Here is a 19,967-nt window from a genome sequence, read left to right as displayed (position 1 = left end):
CCCGCAAGCGGGGGAGGGAGTAGCCAGCAGGGCGCGAACGAAACAACCTATTGAAACTGCTAGGCCCGGTGGGCCAGCCCCGCTTACGTGGCGTGGATGCCTGTTGCTTCAGCTCGCCGCGTACTGCGCGATGAAGTCGCGCACCTGCGGATACACTTGCGTGCGCCAGCGGCGGCCGCTGAAGATGCCGTAGTGGCCGGCGCCTTCGACGGTCAGGTGGCGATGGTCTTCCGGCGCGATGCCCGTGCACAGCGCATGCGCGGCGCGGGTCTGGCCCTGGCCGGAGATGTCGTCGAGCTCGCCCTCGATCGTCATGATCGCCGTGCCATGGATCGCACCGGGATCCACGCGCTCGCCACGCACCACCCATTCGCCCTTCGGCAGCAGGTGGCGCTGGAACACGACGTCGACGGTCTCCAGGTAGTACTCGGCCGGCATGTCGAGCACGGCGTTGTACTCGTCGTAGAAGCGGCGGTGCGAATCGGCGTCCTCGAGGTCGCCCTTCACCAGGTCCTGGTAGAAATCCCAGTGCGACTGGAAATGGCGTTCCGGATTCATCGCCATGAAGCCGCCGTGCTGCAGGAAGCCGGGATATACGCGGCGGTTGTGGCCGGGGTAGTTCGGCGGCACGGCGTGGACGAGGTTGGCCTCGAACCACCACAGCGGCTTGTGCGTGGCGAGGTCGTTGACCTTGGTCGGATTCTCGCGCGTGTCGATAGGCCCGCCGAACATCACCAGCGAACGTGGCGTCTTCTCGCCACGCGAAGCCATCAGCGACACCGCCGCCATCGTCGGCACGGTCGGCTGGCACACGCTGATCACGTGCAGGTTGTCGGCGCCGATCGTGCGGATGAATTCCTCGATGTAGGCGACGTAGTCGTCGAGGTGGAAGGCGCCTTCCTCGAGCGGCACCATGCGCGCGTCGACCCAGTCGGTGATGTAGACCTTGTGGTCGCGCAGCAGCGTCTTGACCGTGTCGCGCAGCAGCGTGGCGTGGTGGCCCGACAGCGGCGCGACGACCAGCACGGACGGATCGTCCTTGAAGTCGGCGATGTTGCCGGCGTCGTCGGCGAAGCGCTTGAAGCGGAGCAGGCGGCAGAACGGCTTCTTCAGCACCTCGCGCTCGACCACCGGATGGTTCTTGCCGTCCTTCTCGATCGAATGGATGCCGAACTCGGGCTTCTCGTAGTCCTTGCCGATGCGATACATCAGCTCGTAGCCGGCGGACAGGCGCGAAGCGCCCGGCAACGACGACAACCAGCTGCCCGACGCGCCGAACATGCGCGAATTGGCCTCGGCCCAGTAGTTCCACGGCTGCATCCAGGCGCGGCCGAGTTCGTGCAGGTGGTAAAGCAGCATTCGCGGAAGGGCCCCTGACCCTGGGAACGGCGCGTTCGAAACGCCATGACGCGCCGCAGCATAGCCGATGGTGGCGACTGGTTTGTGAAGCGTGTCGCGGTTTCCGGGTTGCGCCGCCGGTGGTGGCTTATTGGGTTTCCAGCGCGGTCGCATGGTCGCGCAGCGCGGGCGACAGCCACAGGTGCGAGCCGACCTGGGTGAAGCCGAGTTTGCCGAAGCGCTGGCGATAGAACTTCGCCGGACGGTTGCGGAAGTCGTGCTCGTCGCCCTCGGCGCCGTCTTCGCGCGCGAAGGTTTCGAGGAAGGCGACGCCGCCGCACAACTCGGCCAGGCCCGGCAGGCCGCGGTCGAGTTCGCGCGTGTCGAGGTAGTGCATGACGTCGCTGCACACCAGCAGGTCCACCGGCGGGCACGGGCGCAGCAGGGCGAAGTCGCCGAAGCCCGCCAGGTGCAGGTTGCGGCGCGCGCCGAAGCGGCGGATCGCGTACTCGCTGCTGTCGAAGCCGAGATACCGGGCCTTCGGTCGCAGCTTGAGCAAGGGCGCGCGCCACACGCCTTCGCCACAACCGATGTCGAGCACGGTGCGCAGCGGGCGCTCGAGGAAGTATTCGGCGCTCGTCACCGCCATCGCCACCTTGCGGGCGAGCCGCGCGCTGTCGCCGATGCCGCGCTGCCGGTACCAGTTATCGAAGTAGCGTTGGTCGTAGACCTTGGACATGGGCGGGGTCGAGTGATGGATTCGAGTGATGGGAAGTGGTGAGGGGATCACAGGGCGGTTTGCGCGCGCCGCATGTCATCCTATCGCCATCGTCAGCGGAGCCTGCCAATGCAAGCCTATCTCTGGATCAAGACCGCCCACGTCGTGTTCGTCATGGCGTGGATGGGGGGAGTGTTCTATCTGCCGCGCATCCTGGTGAACCTCGCCGAGGCCGGGAACGAGCCGGGGGTGCGCGCGCGCCTGCTGCTGATGGGGCGGCGACTGTACCGCTTCGGCCACATCATGTTCGGGCTGGCGCTCCTCTTCGGCCTGCTGATGTGGCAGGGATACCGCGTGTTCGGCGATGCCTTGCCGCAGATGTTCGCGACCGGCGGCTGGCTGCACGCGAAGCTGACGCTGGTGGCGGCAATGCTGGCGTACTACATCGTTGCCGGCCGCTGGTTGAAGGGTGTCGAGGCCGGCCGGCCCTTGCCGTCGTCGCGCGCGCTGCGCTGGTTCAATGAACTGCCCGTGCTGCTGCTCGTGGCGATCGTCTATCTCGTGATCGCCAAGCCGTTCTGATTTCCCGAGTGCTCCCCGCGGGCGCGGGGATCAACGGGACTTGAACGCCTCCGGCTTCGGCAACACCACCGGCACGCCGTTGCCGTCGCAATCACCGGCCGTGCACAGCCTCGCGCGCAAGGCCGGCATCGCCTGCAGCATGAAGTGGAAGATCGTGTTCTGCTCCACGCTGCCGCGCACGGCATCGCTGCCCGGGCCGCGTGCCCAGATGCCGACATCCTCGCCGCCGTGCGATTCCTGGGTGAACGGCGCGATCGCTTCCTGCAGGTAATCGGGGTCGGTGGTGTCGACGTTGGTCAGGTCGGGACGGCCGATCGCCGGCTTGATCCTGCGCGGCTCGTGCGGATTGCGCTTTGCGCCCGCGGGCTGCACGTCGCTTTCGCCGGTGTAGCCGGGGCCATTGGCGTAGTTGAGCGTGGTGTAGGGGAGGCCAAGCAGATCGCGTGCATACGCGTCCTTGCCTTCCTCCTCGCCAGTGCTGCCACGGACCTTGCCGAGGATCGGGTTGCCGCGTTCGGGATAGCCGGAAAAGCTCAGCGTGTGGGCGTGGTCGGCGGTGACCAGGATCAGCGTGTCATTGGCAGACGTCAGTTCCGTGGCGGTGCGCACCGCATCGCTCAGCGCGATCGTCTCGTCGAGCGCGCGGTAGGCGTTGCCGTTGTGGTGGGCATGGTCGATGCGCCCGCCTTCGACCAGCAGCACGAAACCCTTGTCGTTGCGTTGCAGGCGGGTGATCGCGGCGCGCGTCATCTCGGCCAGCGAAGGCTCGCCGCCACGGTCCTGCGGCCGATCGTGTTCGTAACGCATGTGGCTGGGCTCGAACAGGCCAAGCACCGGCTGGTCGCCCGGCGCCGCCGCGAGCTGCTGTGCGTTCCACACGTAGGCGCCCTGCGGATGGCGCTGGCGCCAGAGCGCGATGAGGTCGCGCCCGTCCTTGCGCAGGCCGCGCGTATCGGGATATTCGGGATCGGCCTGCGTGTCCGGCATGAAGTTGGCGCGGCCGCCGCCCATCAGCACGTCCGGACCGCTGCCGTATGGCGATTCGATCAGCTGTCGCGCGATGTCCGTGCAGCCACCCGTGGGATCGCCATAGCGCGTCATCGCCGCGTCGCTCTCCCAGTTGCGGTGCGCGGAATGGGTGAAGGTCGCGCCCGGCGTCGCATGGGTGACTCGCGTGGTGGTGACCACACCCGTCGCCAGGCCGCTGCTGGCGGCGAGTTCCCACAGCGTCAGCACCGGTGTCTTCAATGCCGCCGCACAGTCGCCGAGTTTGGCTTCCTGGCCGATGCTGAGCACGCCGGCACGTGTCTTCACGCCGGTGGCCATCGCCGACATGGTGCCGGCCGAATCCGGCGTCTGCGAGTCGGTGTTGTAGGTCCGGCTCAGGGCCGTGGCGGGGAAGTTCTCCCAGCTCAGGCGGTTCTCCTCGCCCGGTGCGCCTTTGCGCTGGCCTTCGAGGATGCGCGCCGCCGCCACGGTGGTGAGGCTCATGCCGTCGCCGACGAACAGGATCACGTTCTTCGCGTGCCCGCCCATCGCGCCGCGTTGGGCCGCCTGCGCGGCGCCGTCGCGGAACCACCAGGCCGGGGTTTCGCCATCGGGACGCTTGATCGCCGGCACCTCCACCGTGAACGGCCCGCTGGCAGACGCGCGTGGCGCGGTGCTGGCGCAGGCCCCGAGCAGGGTGGAAGCCAGGGCAATGCCGAGGACGCGCGAGGAAAGCATGAAAACCTGCCGTGACCGGGTGAATGGGGAATCGCGGATTATGCCAAGCCGATCGCGCGGGATTTCGTGGCCGGCTTTGCGCAAACGGGTGGGCGGAGAGGGCGCCCACGCACATTCCGGTTTGGAACAACGGTTTGCATTCATGGCTCGCCAGCCCGCGCCGGCCTCGGCTATGTTGCGGGCTTGAGTTGCGGCCTTGGGTCGTGGGCCAACCCGGTCCGGCCGGCGCAATGGAGATTTTCCGGATGATGAAGGTGGTTTCCGGCTGGCTGCGGATTCCGTTCTGGCAGCGCGTGGTGCTCGGCTTCGTCCTGGGCGCGCTGGCGGGCTGGCTGTTGGGCCAGGATGCGGCGACGTGGTTTGGTCCGCTGGGCGACGTCTACGTCAACCTGATCAAGATGATCGCAGTGCCGCTGGTGTTCTTTGCGGTCATCAACGCGGTCAGCGCGCTGCATGGGCAGAAGTCGATCGCCGCACTCGGCGGACGTACCTTCCTGTGGTTTGCGATCACCGCCGTGCTGGCGGTCGGCGTTGGCCTGCTCGCGGGCTGGGTGGTGAAGCCGGGTGTCGGCGTCAATGTCGGCACCCTGAAGATGGCGTCCGACTACGTCCCCAAGAACCCGCCCGGCGTGCTCGACGTGCTGTTCAACATCGTGCCGTCCAATCCCATCGCGGCGATGGCGGGTGCCGATACCGCCAAGACCGCCGACGGCATGAAGGTGCTGGTGCCGCGCAACGGCACGGTGCTGCAGGTGATCTTCTTCGCCGGCCTGATCGGCTTCGCCTTCGTCAAGCTGGGCGAGCGGACCGCACACCTGCGCCGGCTGTGCGGCGAGGCCAGCGAGACGATGATCCAGGTCACCCGCTTCGTGCTGGAATTCACGCCGCTGGGTACGTTCGGGCTGATCGCCGCGCTGGTGGGCGGCTATGGTTTCGAGCAGCTCAAGCCGCTGGCGAGTTTCGTCGTCGCCCTGTACGCGGCCTGCGCGTTCCACATCGTGGTGGTGTACAGCGGCCTGCTGCTGGCGCACGGCTTGAATCCGATCCGCTTCTTCCGTGGCGCCGCGCCCGCGATGCAGGTGGGGTTCGTCGCTTCATCGAGCTTCGCCGCGATGCCGGTGTCGCTGCGCAGCGTGGTCCACAACCACGGCGTCGACAGCGACTACGCCGCTTTCGCCGTCCCGCTCGGCGCCAGCATCAAGATGGACGGTTGCGGCGCGATCTATCCGGCGCTGGCGGCGGTGTTCATCGCGCAATACGCGGGCATCGACCTCACGTTCGACAAGTACCTGATCATCGCGCTGGCATCGGTGCTGGGCAGTTTCGGTACCGCCGGCGTACCCGGCACCGCGGTGATCATGGCGACGGTGGTGCTCAGCGCCGCCGGCCTCCCGCTGGAAGCGATCGGCTACCTGTACGCCATCGACCGCGTCCTCGACATGATGCGCACGATGACCAACGTGACCGGCCAGATGCTGGTGCCAGTGCTGGTGGCGAAGGAAACCGGATTGCTCGACCGCGAACTGTACGCAGCCGCTTCGAGCAACGTCGGCGTGGCCGAGGGCGAAATGGCGGAGATCCGCAGCGACGCCACTGGCTAACCACTCCGCATCGCGAACCTCACACATTCTTTTCATGCCCGCGCAGCAAGATATGCGGGCATGACACCCGGATGGCGGAGCGGTGGCGATGGCCGAAGAAAACATCCAGCTGGTCGAACAGTTTCCCGGCGCCGACGATTACTGCCGGTTGCGCAGCGCCGCCGGCATGTCGCCCAAGACGATCGAGGCCGCGCGCAAGGGGCTTCCCAACACGCTGTATGGCGTGAGCCTGCGCCACGACGATGAGGTGATCGGGATGGGGCGCATCATCGGCGATGGCGGCTGCTTCTACACCGTCGTCGATATCGCGGTGGCACCGCCATTCCAGGGGCGTGGGCTGGGCAAGCGGATCATGACCGCGCTCGACGAGTGGCTGCGCGCGAACGCGGAGCCTTCGGCCTACGTCACCCTCGTCGCCGATGGCGAAGCCCGCCACCTGTATGCCAGGTACGGTTTCGTCGAGACGGCGCCGGCATCGGTCAACATGGAATATCTCGTAGCCTCGAACCCGGCTGACTAGGCCTTCGGCGCGATCACGCGCGCGAGAACCTCCACGACAGCATGCGTCCGTCGCGATACGGCATCACGCCGTGGAACGGGCGCGGATCGTCGTCGAACACCAGCGGCAGGAACTGGCGGTCGCCTTCCCACATCGGCAGGTCGTGCAGGCGCTCGCGTGGCACCCACTCCAGCGTGCCTTCGGCATTGCTTTCGAAAGGGGTGCCGGTGAAGCGGGTGATGAGAAACACGAAGCCGAGCCAGTCCTCGCCCTGCTTGCCGAAACCGGGCCAGCTGATCGTGCCGCGCAGCGACAGGTCGACGCAGTCGATGCCGGCTTCTTCGTGGATCTCGCGACGCATGCCGGCGAGCACGTCCTCGTCCGGTTCGATCTTGCCGCCCAGGCCGTTGTACTTGCCGAGCTGGTGGTCGTCGGGGCGTGCGTTGCGATGGACCATCAGCACTTCGCGTCCATCCGCGGACAGCACGTAGCCGAGCGTGGCGACGATCGGGGTGTAGGGCATTACGGTCGTTCCTTGCGTTGCGTCGCCAGCTGCGCGTCGAACCGCGCTTCGGCCTTGTCGGCATAGTCGCGGCAGGTGACGGGCGCGGGATGCGGCGTGGTGGTATTGGCGGGCGTCCAGCCGCTCGCATCCGGGTGCGGCGTGATCAGCACGTCACAAGGCAGCGCGCGCACCGTCGCGAAGCCGCGGCGGTAGTCGTCGACGATGCGGGGATAGCGCGGATTGTCGACCAGCTGGTAGCCCGGCGCGCTCAGGCTGTCGGCATAGGCGATGTCCAGCGGCTTGCCGTTGCGCGTGTCGCGCCAGGTCCAGCTCAGGCTGCCGGGCGTGTGGCCCGGCGTGTAATGCGCAACGAAGCGCAGGCCGCCCAGCTCGACGGATTCGCCATCCATCACCAGGCGGTCCGCCTGCACCGGCGGATACAGGATGCCGTCGCCGAAATGCAGGTCATTGCTGCCGCCGCGCGCCAGCAGCACGGCGGATTCGGCATTGCTGACCACGCGCGCGCCAGTGGCCCGCTTGATCGCGGCGATCGGCCCGGCGTGGTCGCCGTGCGCGTGGCTGTGCAGGATCAGCTTGAGTTCCTGCGGTTGCACGCGCAGGTCGCGCATCCGTTGCAGCAGCATGTCCGCCGCCTGCGGCAGGCCGCCATCGATCAGCACCGCGCCTTCCGGCGTGCGGATCAGCAGGGCGCTCAGGCCCTGCGTGCCGATGTACCAGGTGTGGTCGGCGAGTTGGAACGGTGCGATCGGCTGGCGCCAGGCATCGTCGGTTTCGTAACGGCTCCATTGCGGCAGCACCGGGTCGGCGGCGTGGGCGATCGATGTGATGGCAAGCAGGGAAGCGACGAGCGCGAATCGATGCATCGTGGGGGCGTGCGAAACCGGGGCGCGACAGTGTCGGCGATCGCGCACGGCCGGGCCAGTGCGCGATCCGGCGCAGGCGGCGTCAGGGCGATGTGCGCGGTGTCGCCAGGCGCGCGGCCAGCCAGACCAGCGACAGTGGCAGCAGGACGCCGGCGACCGTCATCCACAGCGGATAGGCAATCAGCATGCGCTTGGCGAACACGATGACGACGACCAGCGTGCCGATGACCAGCGCGGCCGCCCGGCGATGCCGCGCGATGCGTGCCGCGATCCAGCCGCCGAGGAAGGCGGCCAGCGACCACCCTGCCAGCACGATCAGCATCACCGGCGTCGGAGCGGCGGCGACATGGGCCGCCAGCGCCTGTGGGTCGCGCAGGTCGATGCCCGGCGGCGGGTGGTGCAAGAACATGCTGGCGAATTCGCACAGCGTGATCGTGAGCCACGCGACAACCAGTCCCGCCAGAACGCCGAGGATCGTACGCCCCATGCCTGCTTCCTCCCCAATGTTGGCGGAAGCATCGCCCACGCCCACGGGACGTCGCAAGGTGCACACTTGCACGTCTCATTCCTGGAGTCGGCCATGAGCGGAACCCAGCGCGAACTCACCATGCGTTTCCTGGCCGAGCCCCTCGACGTCAACTACGGTGGCAAGGTCCACGGCGGCGTGGTGATGAAATGGATCGACCAGGCCGGCTATGCCGCGGCGGTGGGCTGGAGCGGCCACTACAGCGTGACGGTCGCCGTCGGCGGGATCCGGTTCGTCGCGCCGATCCTGATCAGCGATCTGGTGGCGGTGCGCGCCAAGCTCATCCATACCGGCACCACCAGCATGCACTTCTCCATCGACGTCAGCGCCCGCGACCCCATGGGCGGAGAGACGCGCCTGTGCACGCATTGCGTGATCGTGTTCGTGGCGATGGACGCCAACGGCAAGGCCACGCCCGTGCCGCCCCTGCAGATGGCCAGCGATGAAGACAAGCGCCTGGCCGAGTACGCACTCAAGGTGATGGAGCTGAGCAAGGGCATCGAAGCCACGATCGAGCACTTCCGCGATCCCGGCTGACGCGGATAAGAAGCCGTGGAAATGAAAAAACCGCCCCGAAGGCGGCCTTGATCTCTTGCGTCGGGCGGATCAGCCGCCGCTGGTATTCACGCGCCGTGCCTGCACGAAACGCCCGCTCCAGTAACCCTCTTCGAGGCTCGAGACCGTGACGTCCTTGCCGGTACGCGGGGCATGGACGAAGCGGCCGTCGCCGAGGTAGATGCCGACGTGGTTCACGCGGCCCTTGCGACCGAAGAAGACCAGGTCGCCGGCGACCAGCTTGGCGCGGTCGGTGACGAGTTCGCCGTTCTTGGCCATGTCGCGGGACACGCGCGGCAGTTCGATGCCCAGCGCATTGCGGAAGACGTAGCCGACCAGGCCGCTGCAGTCGAAACCTTTGTTTGGATCGGTGCCGCCCCAGCGGTACGGCGTGCCGAGCAGGGCGAGCGCCTTCTGCAGCACGCTCTTGACCTTGCTGTCGTCGCCGATGGGCGTGCCGATGGCTTCGGCGGGCAGTTCCAGCGCAGCCGCCGGGTTCAACAGGCGATTGGCGCCTGCCACCAGGTCGAGCGCGCGGCCGGACAGCGAGGAAGCGGTGTCGGTCGCGACCGACGTCTGGTGCTTGACGGGGAACGGCGCAGCATCGTCCACCGGTGCCGCGAAGGCCGACAACGCCGGGGCGGAGAGCGCCAGCGCAAGCGACAAACGCAACAAAACCCGGGCAAGCCGGGAAGGGGTGGTACCAGCAGGGCGGCCGAACTCTGGCGTCACGCAGTCATCGCGATTCACAAACTGGTGGCGATCATGCCTACCCGACCGGGTGATGTTGTTCAGAAGATGTTATAGATTCGTTAAATCTGCCGTCAAAGTTGGCAAAAACGGCCGCTGGTCAGTTGAGGACCCGCTTGGCCCCGCTGTAGTGGTCGCGCCAGTACGGCCCGTCCAGATAGTCCAGCCGCACGGTGCCGCCCGTGCTGGGGGCATGGACGAAACGGCCTTCCCCCACGTAGATGCCGACATGGCTGACGCTGCCGCCGGAGCCAAAAAACACCAGGTCCGCCGCCGCGAGCCGCTCCGGGGCGATCCGTGGCCCCTGCCATGCGGCGAGGTCCCCCGAGGTGCGCGGCAGACGCAGGTCGAGCATGTCCCGGTAGACGTAATTGACGAGCCCGCTGCAGTCGAAGCCGGTGTCGGGGGTATTGCCGCCATAGCGATAGGGCGTGCCCACCAGGCTGATCGCCCGCATCAGCACCGCATTGGCGCGGACCGGATCGGCCGGGGCCACCAATGGCCAGGAACGATGTGCCGGCAGTGGCTGGCGCACCAGCTTGTCGCCGCCACAGCCCGCAAGCATCAACCCCAGCCACATTAATAAGAGAAGCGGTCCATGCGCTGGCATGGCGCCGGGGTTGCCGGGATAATGCGCGACTCCCTTGGCAGGGCTCGGAATATTCGTCTTCACGAACCGAAGCTTGGCCGTTCCCGCCGCAGCCGACAAGGCGCGGCAGCTCTCGGCCACAGCCGTGGCCCACCACCGAGTCAAGCAATGAAGATCGAGAAAGACCGCGTCGTCAGCTTCCACTACACCGTCAGCGAGCAGGGCCAGGAGTCGCTGGAAAGCTCCGAAGGCCGCGATCCGCTGGTGATCCTGGTCGGCCACGGCAACATCATTCCGGGCCTGGAAACCGCGATGGATGGCCGCGAAGCGGGCGACAAGTTCGAGGTCGACGTGGCCGCCGCCGATGCCTATGGCGAGAAGCGCGATGGCCTGAGCCAGCGCATCCCGAAGAAGCACTTCGGCAATCAGCGCCTTGAGCCGGGCATGCAGGTCATCCTGCAGACCAACTTCGGCCCGCGCGCCGTGACCATCCAGAAGGTCGGCATGAGCGTGGTCGACGTCGACCTCAACCACCCGATGGCGGGCAAGAACCTGCATTTCGCCATCGAGATCGTCGACGTGCGCGAAGCCTCGGCCGAGGAAGTCGAGCACGGCCACGTGCATGGCGAAGGCGGTCACCACCACTGAGTGCCGGCGCAATCCGGTTTTCCACGATGGTGTTCTCCACGACGGCCCGCGCATGCGGGCCGTTGTCGTTTCTGCCGCCGCGACACCGCTCAGTCGCGTCCATGGTGTAATCGCCCGCACTTCAATGCGGGGACCCCGATGAGCCGGATTGTCCAGATCGTGTCTTCCATCGGCGTGTTCTCCGTTGGCGTGCTAACCGCTGGCGCGCTGACCCTTGCAGGTTGCGGCACATCGCCGCCGCAGCCCGCGGCGCTGGCGCACTACGACCTGCTGATTCGCAACGGGCTGGTCTACGACGGCAGCGGGACCCCGCCGCGACGCGTCGACATCGGGGTGCGCGGCGATCGGGTCGCGGCGCTGCTGCCTGCGGGAAGTCCTGCCGAGGCGGCGCAGGTGCTCGATGCCAAGGGCCAGGCGGTCGCGCCGGGTTTCATCAACGTGCTGAGCTGGGCGAACGAATCGCTTATCGCCGACGGGCGCGGCGTGAGCGATACCAAACAAGGCGTGACGCTGGAGATCTTCGGCGAGGGCTGGTCGATGGGGCCGCTCAATCCGGAGATGAAAGCCGAGATGCTGCGCCAACAGGGCGACATCCGGTATCCGATCGAGTGGACCACGCTGGGCAATTACCTGGATTACCTGCAGCGGCGCGGCATCACGCCCAACATCGCCTCGTTCGTCGGTGCGACCACGGTGCGGATACATGAACTGGGCGAAGGCGACATACAGCCCACGCCCGTGCAGCTGGCTCGCATGCAGGACCAGGTGCGCGCCGCGATGCATGAAGGCGCGCTCGGGATCGGCGCCTCGATCATCTATGCACCGGCTTCCTACGCGAAGACCACGGAGCTCACCGCGCTGGCCAACGCTGCCGCCGAGTCCGGCGGTGGTTACGTCGCCCACATGCGCAGCGAAGCCAACGGCTTGCAGGACGCGCTCGACGAGACCATTGGCATCGCCCGCGCGACGAAGCAGCACACCGAGGTCTACCACCTCAAGGCCGCAGGCGAGCGGAACTGGCCGAAGATGGCGCAGGCCATTGCCAGCATCGACGGCGCGCGTGCGCAGGGGCTCGATGTCGCGGCCGACATGTATGCCTACACCGCGGGTGCGACCGGACTGGATGCGAGCATTCCGCCGTGGGTGCAGGCCGGTGGCCGCGAGGCGATGAACCAGCGGCTGCGCGATCCGAAGACGCGCGCCCGTGTCATCGCCGACATGAAGGACCCCAACGCCGGGTGGGAAAACCTGCGCCTGCAGGCCGGCTCACCCGAGCGCGTGCTGTTCATCGGCTTCAAGTCGGAAAAGCTCAAGCCGTTGATCGGCCGCACGCTGGCCCAGGTCGCGGCGCAGCGTGGCACCCCGGTCGAGGACACCGTGCTGGACCTGATGCTCGAGGACGACTCGCGCGTCGACACCGCCTATTTCCTGATGAGCGAGGACAACGTCGAACTCGGCCTGCGCCAGCCCTGGGTCAGCCTGGGGTCGGATGCGGAGTCGTCGGCTCCGGAGGGCGTCTTCCTCAAGTCCAGCACGCATCCGCGTGCCTACGGCAACTTCGCCCGCTTCCTCGGCCATTACGTGCGCGAGCGCAGGTTGATGCCGGTGGAGGAAGCCATCCGCCGCCTCACCCGCCTACCTGCCAGCAACTGGAAGTTGCGCGATCGTGGCTGCCTGGATCCGGGTTGCCACGCCGACCTGGTGGTGTTCGATCCGGCCACGATCAGCGACCACTCGACGTTCGAAAAGCCAATGGTATTTGCGACCGGAGTGAGCGATGTCTTCGTCAACGGCGTGCAGGTCTTGCGCGCTGGCGAACACACCGGCGCCACGCCCGGGCAGGTCGTGCGCGGGCCGGGATGGACGGGCTGGGCCGGCGCGACGAAGTAGCCCTGGCTGCCCAAAGCTCTGGACACCCCAAAAGAAAACGGCCCGCATGCGCGGGCCGTTTTGTGTTGCGCGATGCTTCGCTCAGTTCTGGAACGGGTTGTTCTCGGCGAAGTATTCGTGGTTGTCGGCGTTGTCCAGCGCGTTGGTCGGGTTGGTGATGGCGAGGTTCTTGGCCCCGGCCTGCCCATAGACCCAGTCGTTGGTGCCAGCCACGACGGTGAAGTGGCTCATTTCGTGGATCAGCGTACCGGCCTTGGAGTCGGTGCCCACCGCCGGTGCCGGCCAGAAGGCGCGGCAGACGAAGATCTCGTACGCCGAGTTCGGGAACACATGGGCGTACTCGCTGCCGTTGCAACCGCAGTTGATCTTGATCTGGCCGCCGCTCTGGTCCATCGCGCCATCGATCGAGACGTAGTGCTGGTTCGCGGTGGAGTAGCGCGCCGACGTGTAGGCGCCGAACCAGGTGGTGTAGCGCGCGCCGACCGTGCCGCCGTTCAGATAGCCCTTGGCGTTTTCGGTATAGGTGCGGGCGTCGACCACGGCCTGGCCGGCCTGGCTGATCTGCGTGGTCGAGCAACCGACGAAGGTGACGCCGTTGACGACCGTGCCACCGCCAGACGGCGGCTTCTTCATGATCTGGCTGCCGCCCTTGGCGAGCATGTCGGTACCGTCGACCCACAGGCGCAGCGGCGCTGACTGGATGGTCATCGGCAGGCCGTTGTCGTGCTTGAGCATTTCGCCGTTCGACAGCGAGGCGTGCTGCAGGGGCGACAGCAGGGTGACGACGTAGTCGCCGCTCTTGGACATGTCATAGCTGCCCGAGAGGTCGATGGTGGTGCGCAGGGTTTCGCCTGCACGCAGGATCGCGAAGTCCTCGGCCTTGGGCAGGCCGCGCTTGGCCATCGAGCCTTCGTACTGCACCGGCTCGCCGTTACGGCTGACCTGGAACAGCTTGGCTTCCATCGCATCGGATGGCAGTTCCCACTTCGGCACGCGCACGGTGTGGTTGCTGGTATTGGTAACAGTGACTTCGACCGCGCCCAGGAAGCCGCCACTGGACGCCTGCGCGGCGACGAGGCTGACGCGCAGCGGATTGGCCTTCGCCGATGGCTGGGCGGATGCCGCAGCGGCAATGGTGCCCACGAGTACGGCGGAGCAGGAAACGACGCTGATCAGTTTCATTCCGGTTTTCCTCTGGTTACGGGGGCTGCAGTTGCTCGGAAATGGCCCGCAACCGCGGGCCATCCGTGACGCCTGGATCAGTTGACCGCCGTCGCACTCCATGCGCGGGCCACGGTCTGGTATTCGACGGACGTCGCGCCATACAGGTCGGCCGCCGCCTGCAGGGTCGCGGCACGCGCCTGCGGGTAGGTCGTGCCCGAGGTGAAGTACAGGTCCATCGCGCGGTACCAGATCGCCGCGGTCTTGGCGCGGCCGATGCCGGCGATGGTGGTGTCGCCATTGCATACCAGCGACGACGCGGTCAGGTTGTAGCTCGTGCCCGAACCGAAGCCCGCCGGCACCACCGCACCTTCCGACAGCAGGTAGGCGAAGCGGTTCGCCACGCCCGAGGTGTAGTGCGGGTCGTTGCGGCGGCTGAAGCCCTTGGACGGATAGCAGACGAATGAACCGCCATCGAGGTCCTGCTTGAACATCTGGCGCAGCGCCTTGGTGCCGTTCGGGTTGTTGATGTAGATCTTTTCGCCGATCAGCCAGTCGCCCGGGTCGTTGGCGTTGTTGACCGAGAACTCGACCATCGTGCCCATGATGTCGGACGAAGCCTCGTTGAGGCCGCCCGCGTCGGCGGAGTAGGCCAGGCCGTTCACCGCCGAGGTCACGCCGTGGGTCATTTCATGGCCGGCCACGTCGAGCGCGACGAGCGGACGATAGGTCGTGCCGTCGCCATCGCCGTAGCGCATGCAGAAGCAGCCATCGCTCCACGACGCGTTGACCCAGTTGCTGCCGACATGGACGAGGCTCAGGGCGCCCTTGCCATCGTTCTTGATGCCGTTGCGGCCGAAGGTGTTCTTGTAGAAATCCCAGGTCGCGGCGACGCCGAACTGGGCGTCGGCGGCGGCGGAGGCGCGATCGGTGTTGCTGCCGTTACCCCACACATTGTCGGCGTCCGTGAAGGTGGTGCCGGTGGTCGAGGACGTCGAACCGTTGTTGTTGTCCTTGGTGATGCCGTTGCCACGGGTGGTGTCGACCATCTGGTAGCCGGTGCCGGTCGAGTCGGTGTTGAGCGACACCTGGCCCAGGGTCAGCGTGTTGCCAGTGCCGATCGCGGCGGCGGTTTCGACCGTGTCCCAGCCATCGAGGATCTTGCCGTTCTTCGCATCGACGAAGTAGCGCATCTCGGTCGGGGTCTGGTCGGCCTTGGTACCGTTCATGCGCACTTCGTACGCCAGCACGGGCTGGGCGCCGCGGGCATACACCACCAGGCTGGCGGTCGGGACGCCGTGGAAACCGGTGCCGAATTCCGTGCCGGCTTCGACGATCGCCTGGTCGGCGCTGATCTGCGGCACCACATCCGGACGGCCGTTGGTCTTCAGGGTCAGGCTGGCCGACTTGAACTGGCCGTTCTTCGAATGGACGACGAAGTCGCCGCCAATGACCGGCAGGCCGCGGTACTGGCGTTCGAAACGGACGTGTTCGGCGCCGGCTTCGACCACGACGTTCTTGACGGTGAAGCTGTCCTCGGCCGCGCGCTGGACGGCAGTGGCGTTGCCGTCGATCAGGCCGCGGGCGCGCTGGGCGGCCGGAGAATCGGCCTTGCCGACAGCGAAAGCGGGAGAGGAAACGGCGAGCGCGGCGAGAACCGCCGCGCTGAGGAGACGAAGTTGCATCGTTGATTACCCTGGAGTGATGTCTAAGGACCGGAGAACCGGGATTGCGCACGCTCGCGTTGAGCACGCCCCGCAACGGCGGCGTCCAAAACGTTGAGTGACCAATCCGTCTGCGGCCCATGCAGCACGGAGGGAACCCGCGCATCTTTGGCGAGCGGGTGGGGTTCTGTCATGCTGCAATGCGGCAAAGGCGAAGCGCCGGCCGCGGGTTTCTTTTCTTTTTGCCGGCTTCCAACGACCCTATCGCGCAATGCACAAGGATTCCAACGACATCATCGTGGTGGGGGCCGGCGTGATCGGCCTGGCGTCGGCGCTGGCATTGCTCGAAGCCGGGCGCGGCGTCCGCGTCATCGATTCCGGCGTTGTCGGCGGCGGCGCATCGCACGGCAACTGCGGCACCATCACCCCGAGCCACGCACCGCCGCTGGCCGCGCCGGGCATGGTCGCTGTGGCGCTGCGCTGGATGCTCACGCCGGACGCACCGCTCTACATCAAGCCGCGCATCGATCCCGCGCTGTGGCGCTGGCTGCTCGGTTTCGCCGCGCGCTGCAATCCGCGCGATTGGCAGCGCAGCGCGCAGGCGAAATCGATCCTGCTCAACGATTCGCGCGTGCGGCTGGCGCAATGGGTGCGCGACTACGGCATCGAGTGCGAGTTCGCCGAGGCTGGCGTCGATTATGTCTTCCGCGACGCGAGTGCCTTTGCCGAAGAGCAGAAGGAAATGTCCGCGCTGCGCGAGTTCGGGGTTTCCGTCGAGGCCATCGACGGCCGCCACTACGAAGCGATGGAACCGGCGCTCAAGCGTGGTGTCGCCGGTGCACTGCGTTTCGACGGCGATGCGGTGTTGCGTCCGGATCGTTATGTCGATGAGCTGGCGCGGCTGGTGCGCGAGCGTGGCGGCGAGATCGTGGAGCAATGCGCGTTCGAATCGGTCGATGCGGTACGCGATGGCGTGACGCTGCGTACATCGCATGGCACGTGGAAGTCGCGCGAGGCGGTCTTCGCGCTGGGGGCCTGGTCGCCGCGGCTGGCATCGGCGATCGGCTTCCCCGGGTTGCGGCGCGCGATGCAGCCGGGCAAGGGCTACTCGATCACGTATTCGGCGCCCTCGCTGGTCCCACGCCGCCCGATCGTGCTGCGTGAGCGCTCCGTCTGCGTCACGGCCTGGGGCAGCGGTTTCCGCCTGGGCAGCACGATGGAGTTTTCCGGCTACGACGAAACGCTCAACGAGCGCCGCCTCGCCGCACTGGAGCGCGGCGCGGCGGAGTACCTGCGACGCCCCGCCGGTCCCGAGGTGCGCGAGAAGTGGTACGGGTGGCGGCCGATGTGCATCGATGACGTGCCGTTGATCGGCCGCGTGCCGGGACGCGACGGCCTGTGGATCGCCACCGGGCACGGCATGATGGGCGTGAGCATGAGCGCTGCCACGGGCCAGCTTGTCGCCGATCTCGTGACCGGCTCGGCAGCAGCCGTTGATCCCGCGCCGTATGCGCCGGCGCGCTTTGTCTGATGGAAGCGATTTGTTTGATGGAAGCGATCAGATGAACGATGTCTTCGAACTCCATCGCGGCACCGCGCCGCTGCTGGTAAGCGTCCCGCACAACGGCAGCGAGATTCCAACCGCGCTGAAGGAGCGGATGGTCGATCGCGCGCGACTCGCGCCAGACACGGACTGGCACATCGCGCGCCTGTACGCATTCGCGCGCGAACTCGGTGCCTCGATGCTGGTGCCGCGCTATTCGCGTTACGTCATCGACCTCAACCGGCCGCCGGACGACACCTCGTTGTATCCCGGCCAGAACACCACCGGCCTGTGCCCCGCGGTGCAGTTCACCGGCGCGCCCGTGTACCTCGACGGACAGGCGCCGTCCGCGGACGAGATCGCGGCCCGCACGGAAACATACTGGCGGCCGTACCACGAGGCGTTGCAGGGCGAACTGGCGCGCCTGCGCGCAGCCCATGGCCGGGTGTTGCTGTGGGAAGGCCACTCCATCAAGGGCAGCGACCTCGACTTCCTGTTCCCCGGGCGCCTGCCCGACCTCAACCTCGGCACGTCCGGCGGCGCGAGTTGTTCGCCACCGCGGCAGGCGCGAGTGGAAGCGGCGCTCGCGGCGCAATCGCGTTACGACTTCGTGGTCAACGGCCGCTTCAAGGGCGGCTACATCACCCGTCATTACGCCGATCCCGCCAACGGCATCGATGCCATCCAGCTCGAGATCGGCCAGCGCATCTACATGGACGAGACCACGTTCGCGTATGACGAAGGCAAGGCCGCCGATGCGCAGGCGGTGATCCGTTCGCTGCTGGAGGCCGCGTTGTAAGGTCTCGAAGCGCTGAGCAGGTAACCGCAGGCGGGTCTCGACCCGCCATGCTTCAAGAGAACGGGAGGCGGTAGAGATCCGCCCGCCAGCGTCAAACCTCGAGCGTTGCCAGGTCGCCCTTGGTTTCCAGCCAGGCCTTGCGATCGCCGGAGCGCTTCTTCGCCAGCAGCATGTCCATCAGTGCATGCGTCTCGACGTTGTCGTCGACGGTGAGCTGCACCAGGCGACGGGTGTCGGGATGGACCGTGGATTCGCGCAGCTGCGAGGGATTCATCTCGCCCAGGCCCTTGAAGCGGGTGACGTTGACCTGGCCGCGGATTTTCTCGCGCTCGATCTTGTCCAGCAGGATGCGCTTCTCTTCCTCGTCCAGCGCATAGAACACCTGCTTGCCCACGTCGACGCGGAACAGCGGCGGCATCGCCACGAACACATGGCCGGAATCGACCAGCGCCGGGAAATGCTTGACGAACAGCGCGCTGAGCAGCGTGGCGATGTGCAGGCCGTCGGAGTCGGCGTCGGCGAGGATGATCACCTTGCCGTAGCGCAGGCCGGAGATGTCGTCCTTGCCCGGGTCACAGCCGATCGCGACGGCGAGGTCGTGCACTTCCTGCGATGCCAGCACGCTGCCCGAAGCGACTTCCCACGTGTTGAGGATCTTGCCGCGCAGCGGCAGGATCGCCTGGAAGTCCTTGTCGCGTGCCTGCTTGGCGCTGCCGCCGGCCGAATCGCCTTCCACCAGGAACAGCTCGGTGCGCGAGAGGTCCTGCGAAGTGCAGTCGGCGAGCTTGCCGGGCAGGGCAGGGCCCTGGGTGATCTTCTTGCGGACGATCTGCTTCTCGGTCTTCAAGCGTGCCGCGGCGCGCTCGATCGCAAGCTGGGCGATCTTCTCGCCCAGGTCGGTGTGCTGGTTGAGCCACAACGAGAACGCATCGTGTGCCGCACTTTCGACGAAGCCCGCGGCCTGGCGCGACGACAGGCGCTCCTTGGTCTGCCCGCTGAACTGCGGGTCGGTCATCTTGATGCTGAGCACGTAGGCGACGCGGTCCCACACGTCTTCCGGCGCCAGCTTCACGCCGCGCGGCAGCAGGTTGCGGAAGTCGCAGAACTCGCGCAGCGCATCGGTGAAGCCGGTGCGCAGGCCGTTGACGTGGGTGCCGTGCTGGGCGGTGGGGATCAGGTTGACGTAGCTCTCCTGCACCAGTTCGCCGTCCGGCAGCCAGGCCACGGCCCAGTCGACGACTTCGGTGTCCTTCTTCAGCGAGCCGACGAACAGGTCGGGCGGCAATGCCTCCAGGCCGCTGAGCTCGCCCTTGAGGTAATCGCGCAGGCCGTCCTCGTACATCCATTCGTGCTTCTCGCCGGTGCTTTCGTCGAACAGCTTCACCGTGAGGCCCGGGCACAGCACCGCCTTCGCGCGCAGCAGGTGCTTGAGCGCGCGCAGGTTGAATTTGGGCGTGTCGAAATACTTCGGATCCGGCCAGAAGCGCAGCCGCGTGCCGGTGTTCTTCTTGCCGACGCTGCCGACGATATCGAGCTTGGAGGCACGGTCGCCGTCCTTGAAGCTCATCTTGTATTCGTTGCCTTCGCGCTTGATGAAGACATCGACGTGCTTCGACAGCGCGTTGACCACGCTCACGCCGACGCCATGCAGGCCGCCGGAGAAGGTGTAGTTCTTGTTGCTGAACTTGCCGCCCGCGTGCAGCCGCGTGAGGATCAGTTCGACGCCCGGAATCTTCTCTTCCGGATGGATGTCCACCGGCATGCCGCGACCGTCGTCGGACACTTCGCAACTGCCGTCGTTGTACAGCATCACCTCGATCGAGCGCGCATGGCCGGCCAGGGCTTCGTCGACGGCGTTGTCGACGACCTCCTGTGCGAGGTGGTTCGGTCTCGCGGTATCCGTGTACATGCCGGGGCGGCGCTTGACGGGGTCAAGGCCAGAGAGGACTTCGATATCGGCGGCGTCGTAACGGGAGCTCATTCGGCTGTT

19 protein-coding genes are annotated in these 19,967 nt (G+C 66.8%); 8 read left to right on the top strand and 11 right to left on the bottom strand.

The genetic code is table 11. The features are described from left to right. Positions 1-108: 108 nt before the first annotated feature. Together ACXJJ9_RS15520 and ACXJJ9_RS15515 are read right to left on the bottom strand one after the other, a co-directional pair. Positions 109-1,356 (bottom strand): polyhydroxyalkanoate depolymerase, encoded by a 1,248-nt coding sequence (locus tag ACXJJ9_RS15520; protein ID WP_457098093.1) that lies wholly within the window; start codon positions 1,354-1,356, stop codon positions 109-111. 130 nt (positions 1,357-1,486) lie between these two features. After that, positions 1,487-2,077 (bottom strand): class I SAM-dependent DNA methyltransferase, encoded by a 591-nt coding sequence (locus ACXJJ9_RS15515; protein ID WP_457098024.1) that lies wholly within the window; start codon positions 2,075-2,077, stop codon positions 1,487-1,489. A 108-nt stretch (positions 2,078-2,185) separates the two neighbouring features. Between ACXJJ9_RS15515 and ACXJJ9_RS15510 the strand changes: the two genes are divergently transcribed. Continuing rightward, the gene (locus ACXJJ9_RS15510) at positions 2,186-2,638 is read left to right on the top strand and encodes a CopD family protein (RefSeq protein WP_457098023.1); all 453 of its coding nucleotides are present in this window, start codon (positions 2,186-2,188) and stop codon (positions 2,636-2,638) included. Positions 2,639-2,668: 30 nt separating this feature from the next. Here the strand turns inward: ACXJJ9_RS15510 and ACXJJ9_RS15505 are convergent, their stop codons facing one another. Further along, a complete protein-coding gene (locus ACXJJ9_RS15505) occupies positions 2,669-4,363 on the bottom strand; it encodes an alkaline phosphatase (protein WP_457098022.1) in 1,695 nt (564 codons plus the stop codon). A gap of 248 nt (positions 4,364-4,611) precedes the next feature. On the opposite strand from ACXJJ9_RS15505, the gene ACXJJ9_RS15500 reads away from it, so the two are divergent. Continuing rightward, positions 4,612-5,964, top strand: coding sequence for a dicarboxylate/amino acid:cation symporter (locus ACXJJ9_RS15500; RefSeq protein ID WP_457098021.1), 1,353 nt, complete (start codon positions 4,612-4,614; stop codon positions 5,962-5,964). 88 nt (positions 5,965-6,052) lie between these two features. Beyond that, positions 6,053-6,484 carry a GNAT family N-acetyltransferase gene (locus ACXJJ9_RS15495; RefSeq protein WP_457098020.1) on the top strand — a complete coding sequence of 144 codons (432 nt, stop codon included), beginning with the start codon at positions 6,053-6,055 and terminating at the stop codon, positions 6,482-6,484. Between the two features lie 13 nt (positions 6,485-6,497). On the opposite strand, the gene ACXJJ9_RS15490 is transcribed toward ACXJJ9_RS15495, so the two are convergent. The 3 genes from ACXJJ9_RS15490 to ACXJJ9_RS15480 form a co-directional block, all read right to left on the bottom strand. Continuing rightward, on the bottom strand, positions 6,498-6,986 hold the full coding sequence (locus ACXJJ9_RS15490) for an NUDIX hydrolase (protein ID WP_457098019.1): 489 nt from the start codon (positions 6,984-6,986) through the stop codon (positions 6,498-6,500). Continuing rightward, the gene (gene bla / locus ACXJJ9_RS15485; protein ID WP_457098018.1) at positions 6,986-7,852 is read right to left on the bottom strand and encodes a subclass B3 metallo-beta-lactamase; all 867 of its coding nucleotides are present in this window, start codon (positions 7,850-7,852) and stop codon (positions 6,986-6,988) included. Before bla ends, ACXJJ9_RS15490 begins: the two co-directional genes overlap by 1 nt. An 82-nt stretch (positions 7,853-7,934) precedes the next feature. Then, positions 7,935-8,339, bottom strand: coding sequence for a hypothetical protein (locus ACXJJ9_RS15480; RefSeq protein ID WP_457098017.1), 405 nt, complete (start codon positions 8,337-8,339; stop codon positions 7,935-7,937). A gap of 93 nt (positions 8,340-8,432) precedes the next feature. Here ACXJJ9_RS15480 and ACXJJ9_RS15475 point away from each other — a divergent pair, with 93 nt between their 5' ends. After that, a complete protein-coding gene (locus ACXJJ9_RS15475) occupies positions 8,433-8,915 on the top strand; it encodes an acyl-CoA thioesterase (protein ID WP_310053672.1) in 483 nt (160 codons plus the stop codon). 69 nt (positions 8,916-8,984) lie between these two features. On the opposite strand, the gene ACXJJ9_RS15470 is transcribed toward ACXJJ9_RS15475, so the two are convergent. After that, entirely contained in the window at positions 8,985-9,545 is a 561-nt protein-coding gene (locus tag ACXJJ9_RS15470; protein WP_430537973.1) for a C40 family peptidase, read from the bottom strand. 238 nt (positions 9,546-9,783) lie between these two features. Continuing rightward, positions 9,784-10,293, bottom strand: coding sequence for a C40 family peptidase (locus ACXJJ9_RS15465; RefSeq protein ID WP_457098092.1), 510 nt, complete (start codon positions 10,291-10,293; stop codon positions 9,784-9,786). Between the two features lie 147 nt (positions 10,294-10,440). Here ACXJJ9_RS15465 and ACXJJ9_RS15460 point away from each other — a divergent pair, with 147 nt between their 5' ends. Together ACXJJ9_RS15460 and ACXJJ9_RS15455 are read left to right on the top strand one after the other, a co-directional pair. Beyond that, positions 10,441-10,920 (top strand): FKBP-type peptidyl-prolyl cis-trans isomerase, encoded by a 480-nt coding sequence (locus ACXJJ9_RS15460; RefSeq protein ID WP_457098016.1) that lies wholly within the window; start codon positions 10,441-10,443, stop codon positions 10,918-10,920. A gap of 138 nt (positions 10,921-11,058) precedes the next feature. Continuing rightward, positions 11,059-12,810 carry an N-acyl-D-amino-acid deacylase family protein gene (locus ACXJJ9_RS15455; RefSeq protein WP_457098015.1) on the top strand — a complete coding sequence of 584 codons (1,752 nt, stop codon included), beginning with the start codon at positions 11,059-11,061 and terminating at the stop codon, positions 12,808-12,810. Positions 12,811-12,891: 81 nt separating this feature from the next. Here ACXJJ9_RS15455 and ACXJJ9_RS15450 read toward each other — a convergent pair whose 3' ends face one another. Then, complete coding sequence (locus tag ACXJJ9_RS15450; RefSeq protein ID WP_457098014.1) at positions 12,892-13,992, bottom strand: M35 family metallo-endopeptidase; 1,101 nt, start codon at positions 13,990-13,992, stop codon at positions 12,892-12,894. Between the two features lie 77 nt (positions 13,993-14,069). Then, positions 14,070-15,656 (bottom strand): M4 family metallopeptidase, encoded by a 1,587-nt coding sequence (locus ACXJJ9_RS15445; protein ID WP_457098013.1) that lies wholly within the window; start codon positions 15,654-15,656, stop codon positions 14,070-14,072. 250 nt (positions 15,657-15,906) lie between these two features. On the opposite strand from ACXJJ9_RS15445, the gene ACXJJ9_RS15440 reads away from it, so the two are divergent. Beyond that, a complete protein-coding gene (locus ACXJJ9_RS15440) occupies positions 15,907-17,166 on the top strand; it encodes an NAD(P)/FAD-dependent oxidoreductase (protein WP_457098012.1) in 1,260 nt (419 codons plus the stop codon). A 31-nt stretch (positions 17,167-17,197) separates the two neighbouring features. Beyond that, positions 17,198-17,977 carry an N-formylglutamate deformylase gene (hutG, locus tag ACXJJ9_RS15435; RefSeq protein ID WP_457098011.1) on the top strand — a complete coding sequence of 260 codons (780 nt, stop codon included), beginning with the start codon at positions 17,198-17,200 and terminating at the stop codon, positions 17,975-17,977. A gap of 91 nt (positions 17,978-18,068) precedes the next feature. On the opposite strand, the gene parE is transcribed toward hutG, so the two are convergent. Next, positions 18,069-19,958 (bottom strand): DNA topoisomerase IV subunit B, encoded by a 1,890-nt coding sequence (gene parE / locus ACXJJ9_RS15430; protein ID WP_457098010.1) that lies wholly within the window; start codon positions 19,956-19,958, stop codon positions 18,069-18,071. Positions 19,959-19,967 lie beyond the last annotated feature (9 nt).

Source organism: Lysobacter sp. P5_B9, from assembly GCF_054049835.1.
The sequence above is the reverse complement of the archived record's forward strand: the minus strand, read 5'-3'. Positions and strand labels throughout refer to the sequence as shown.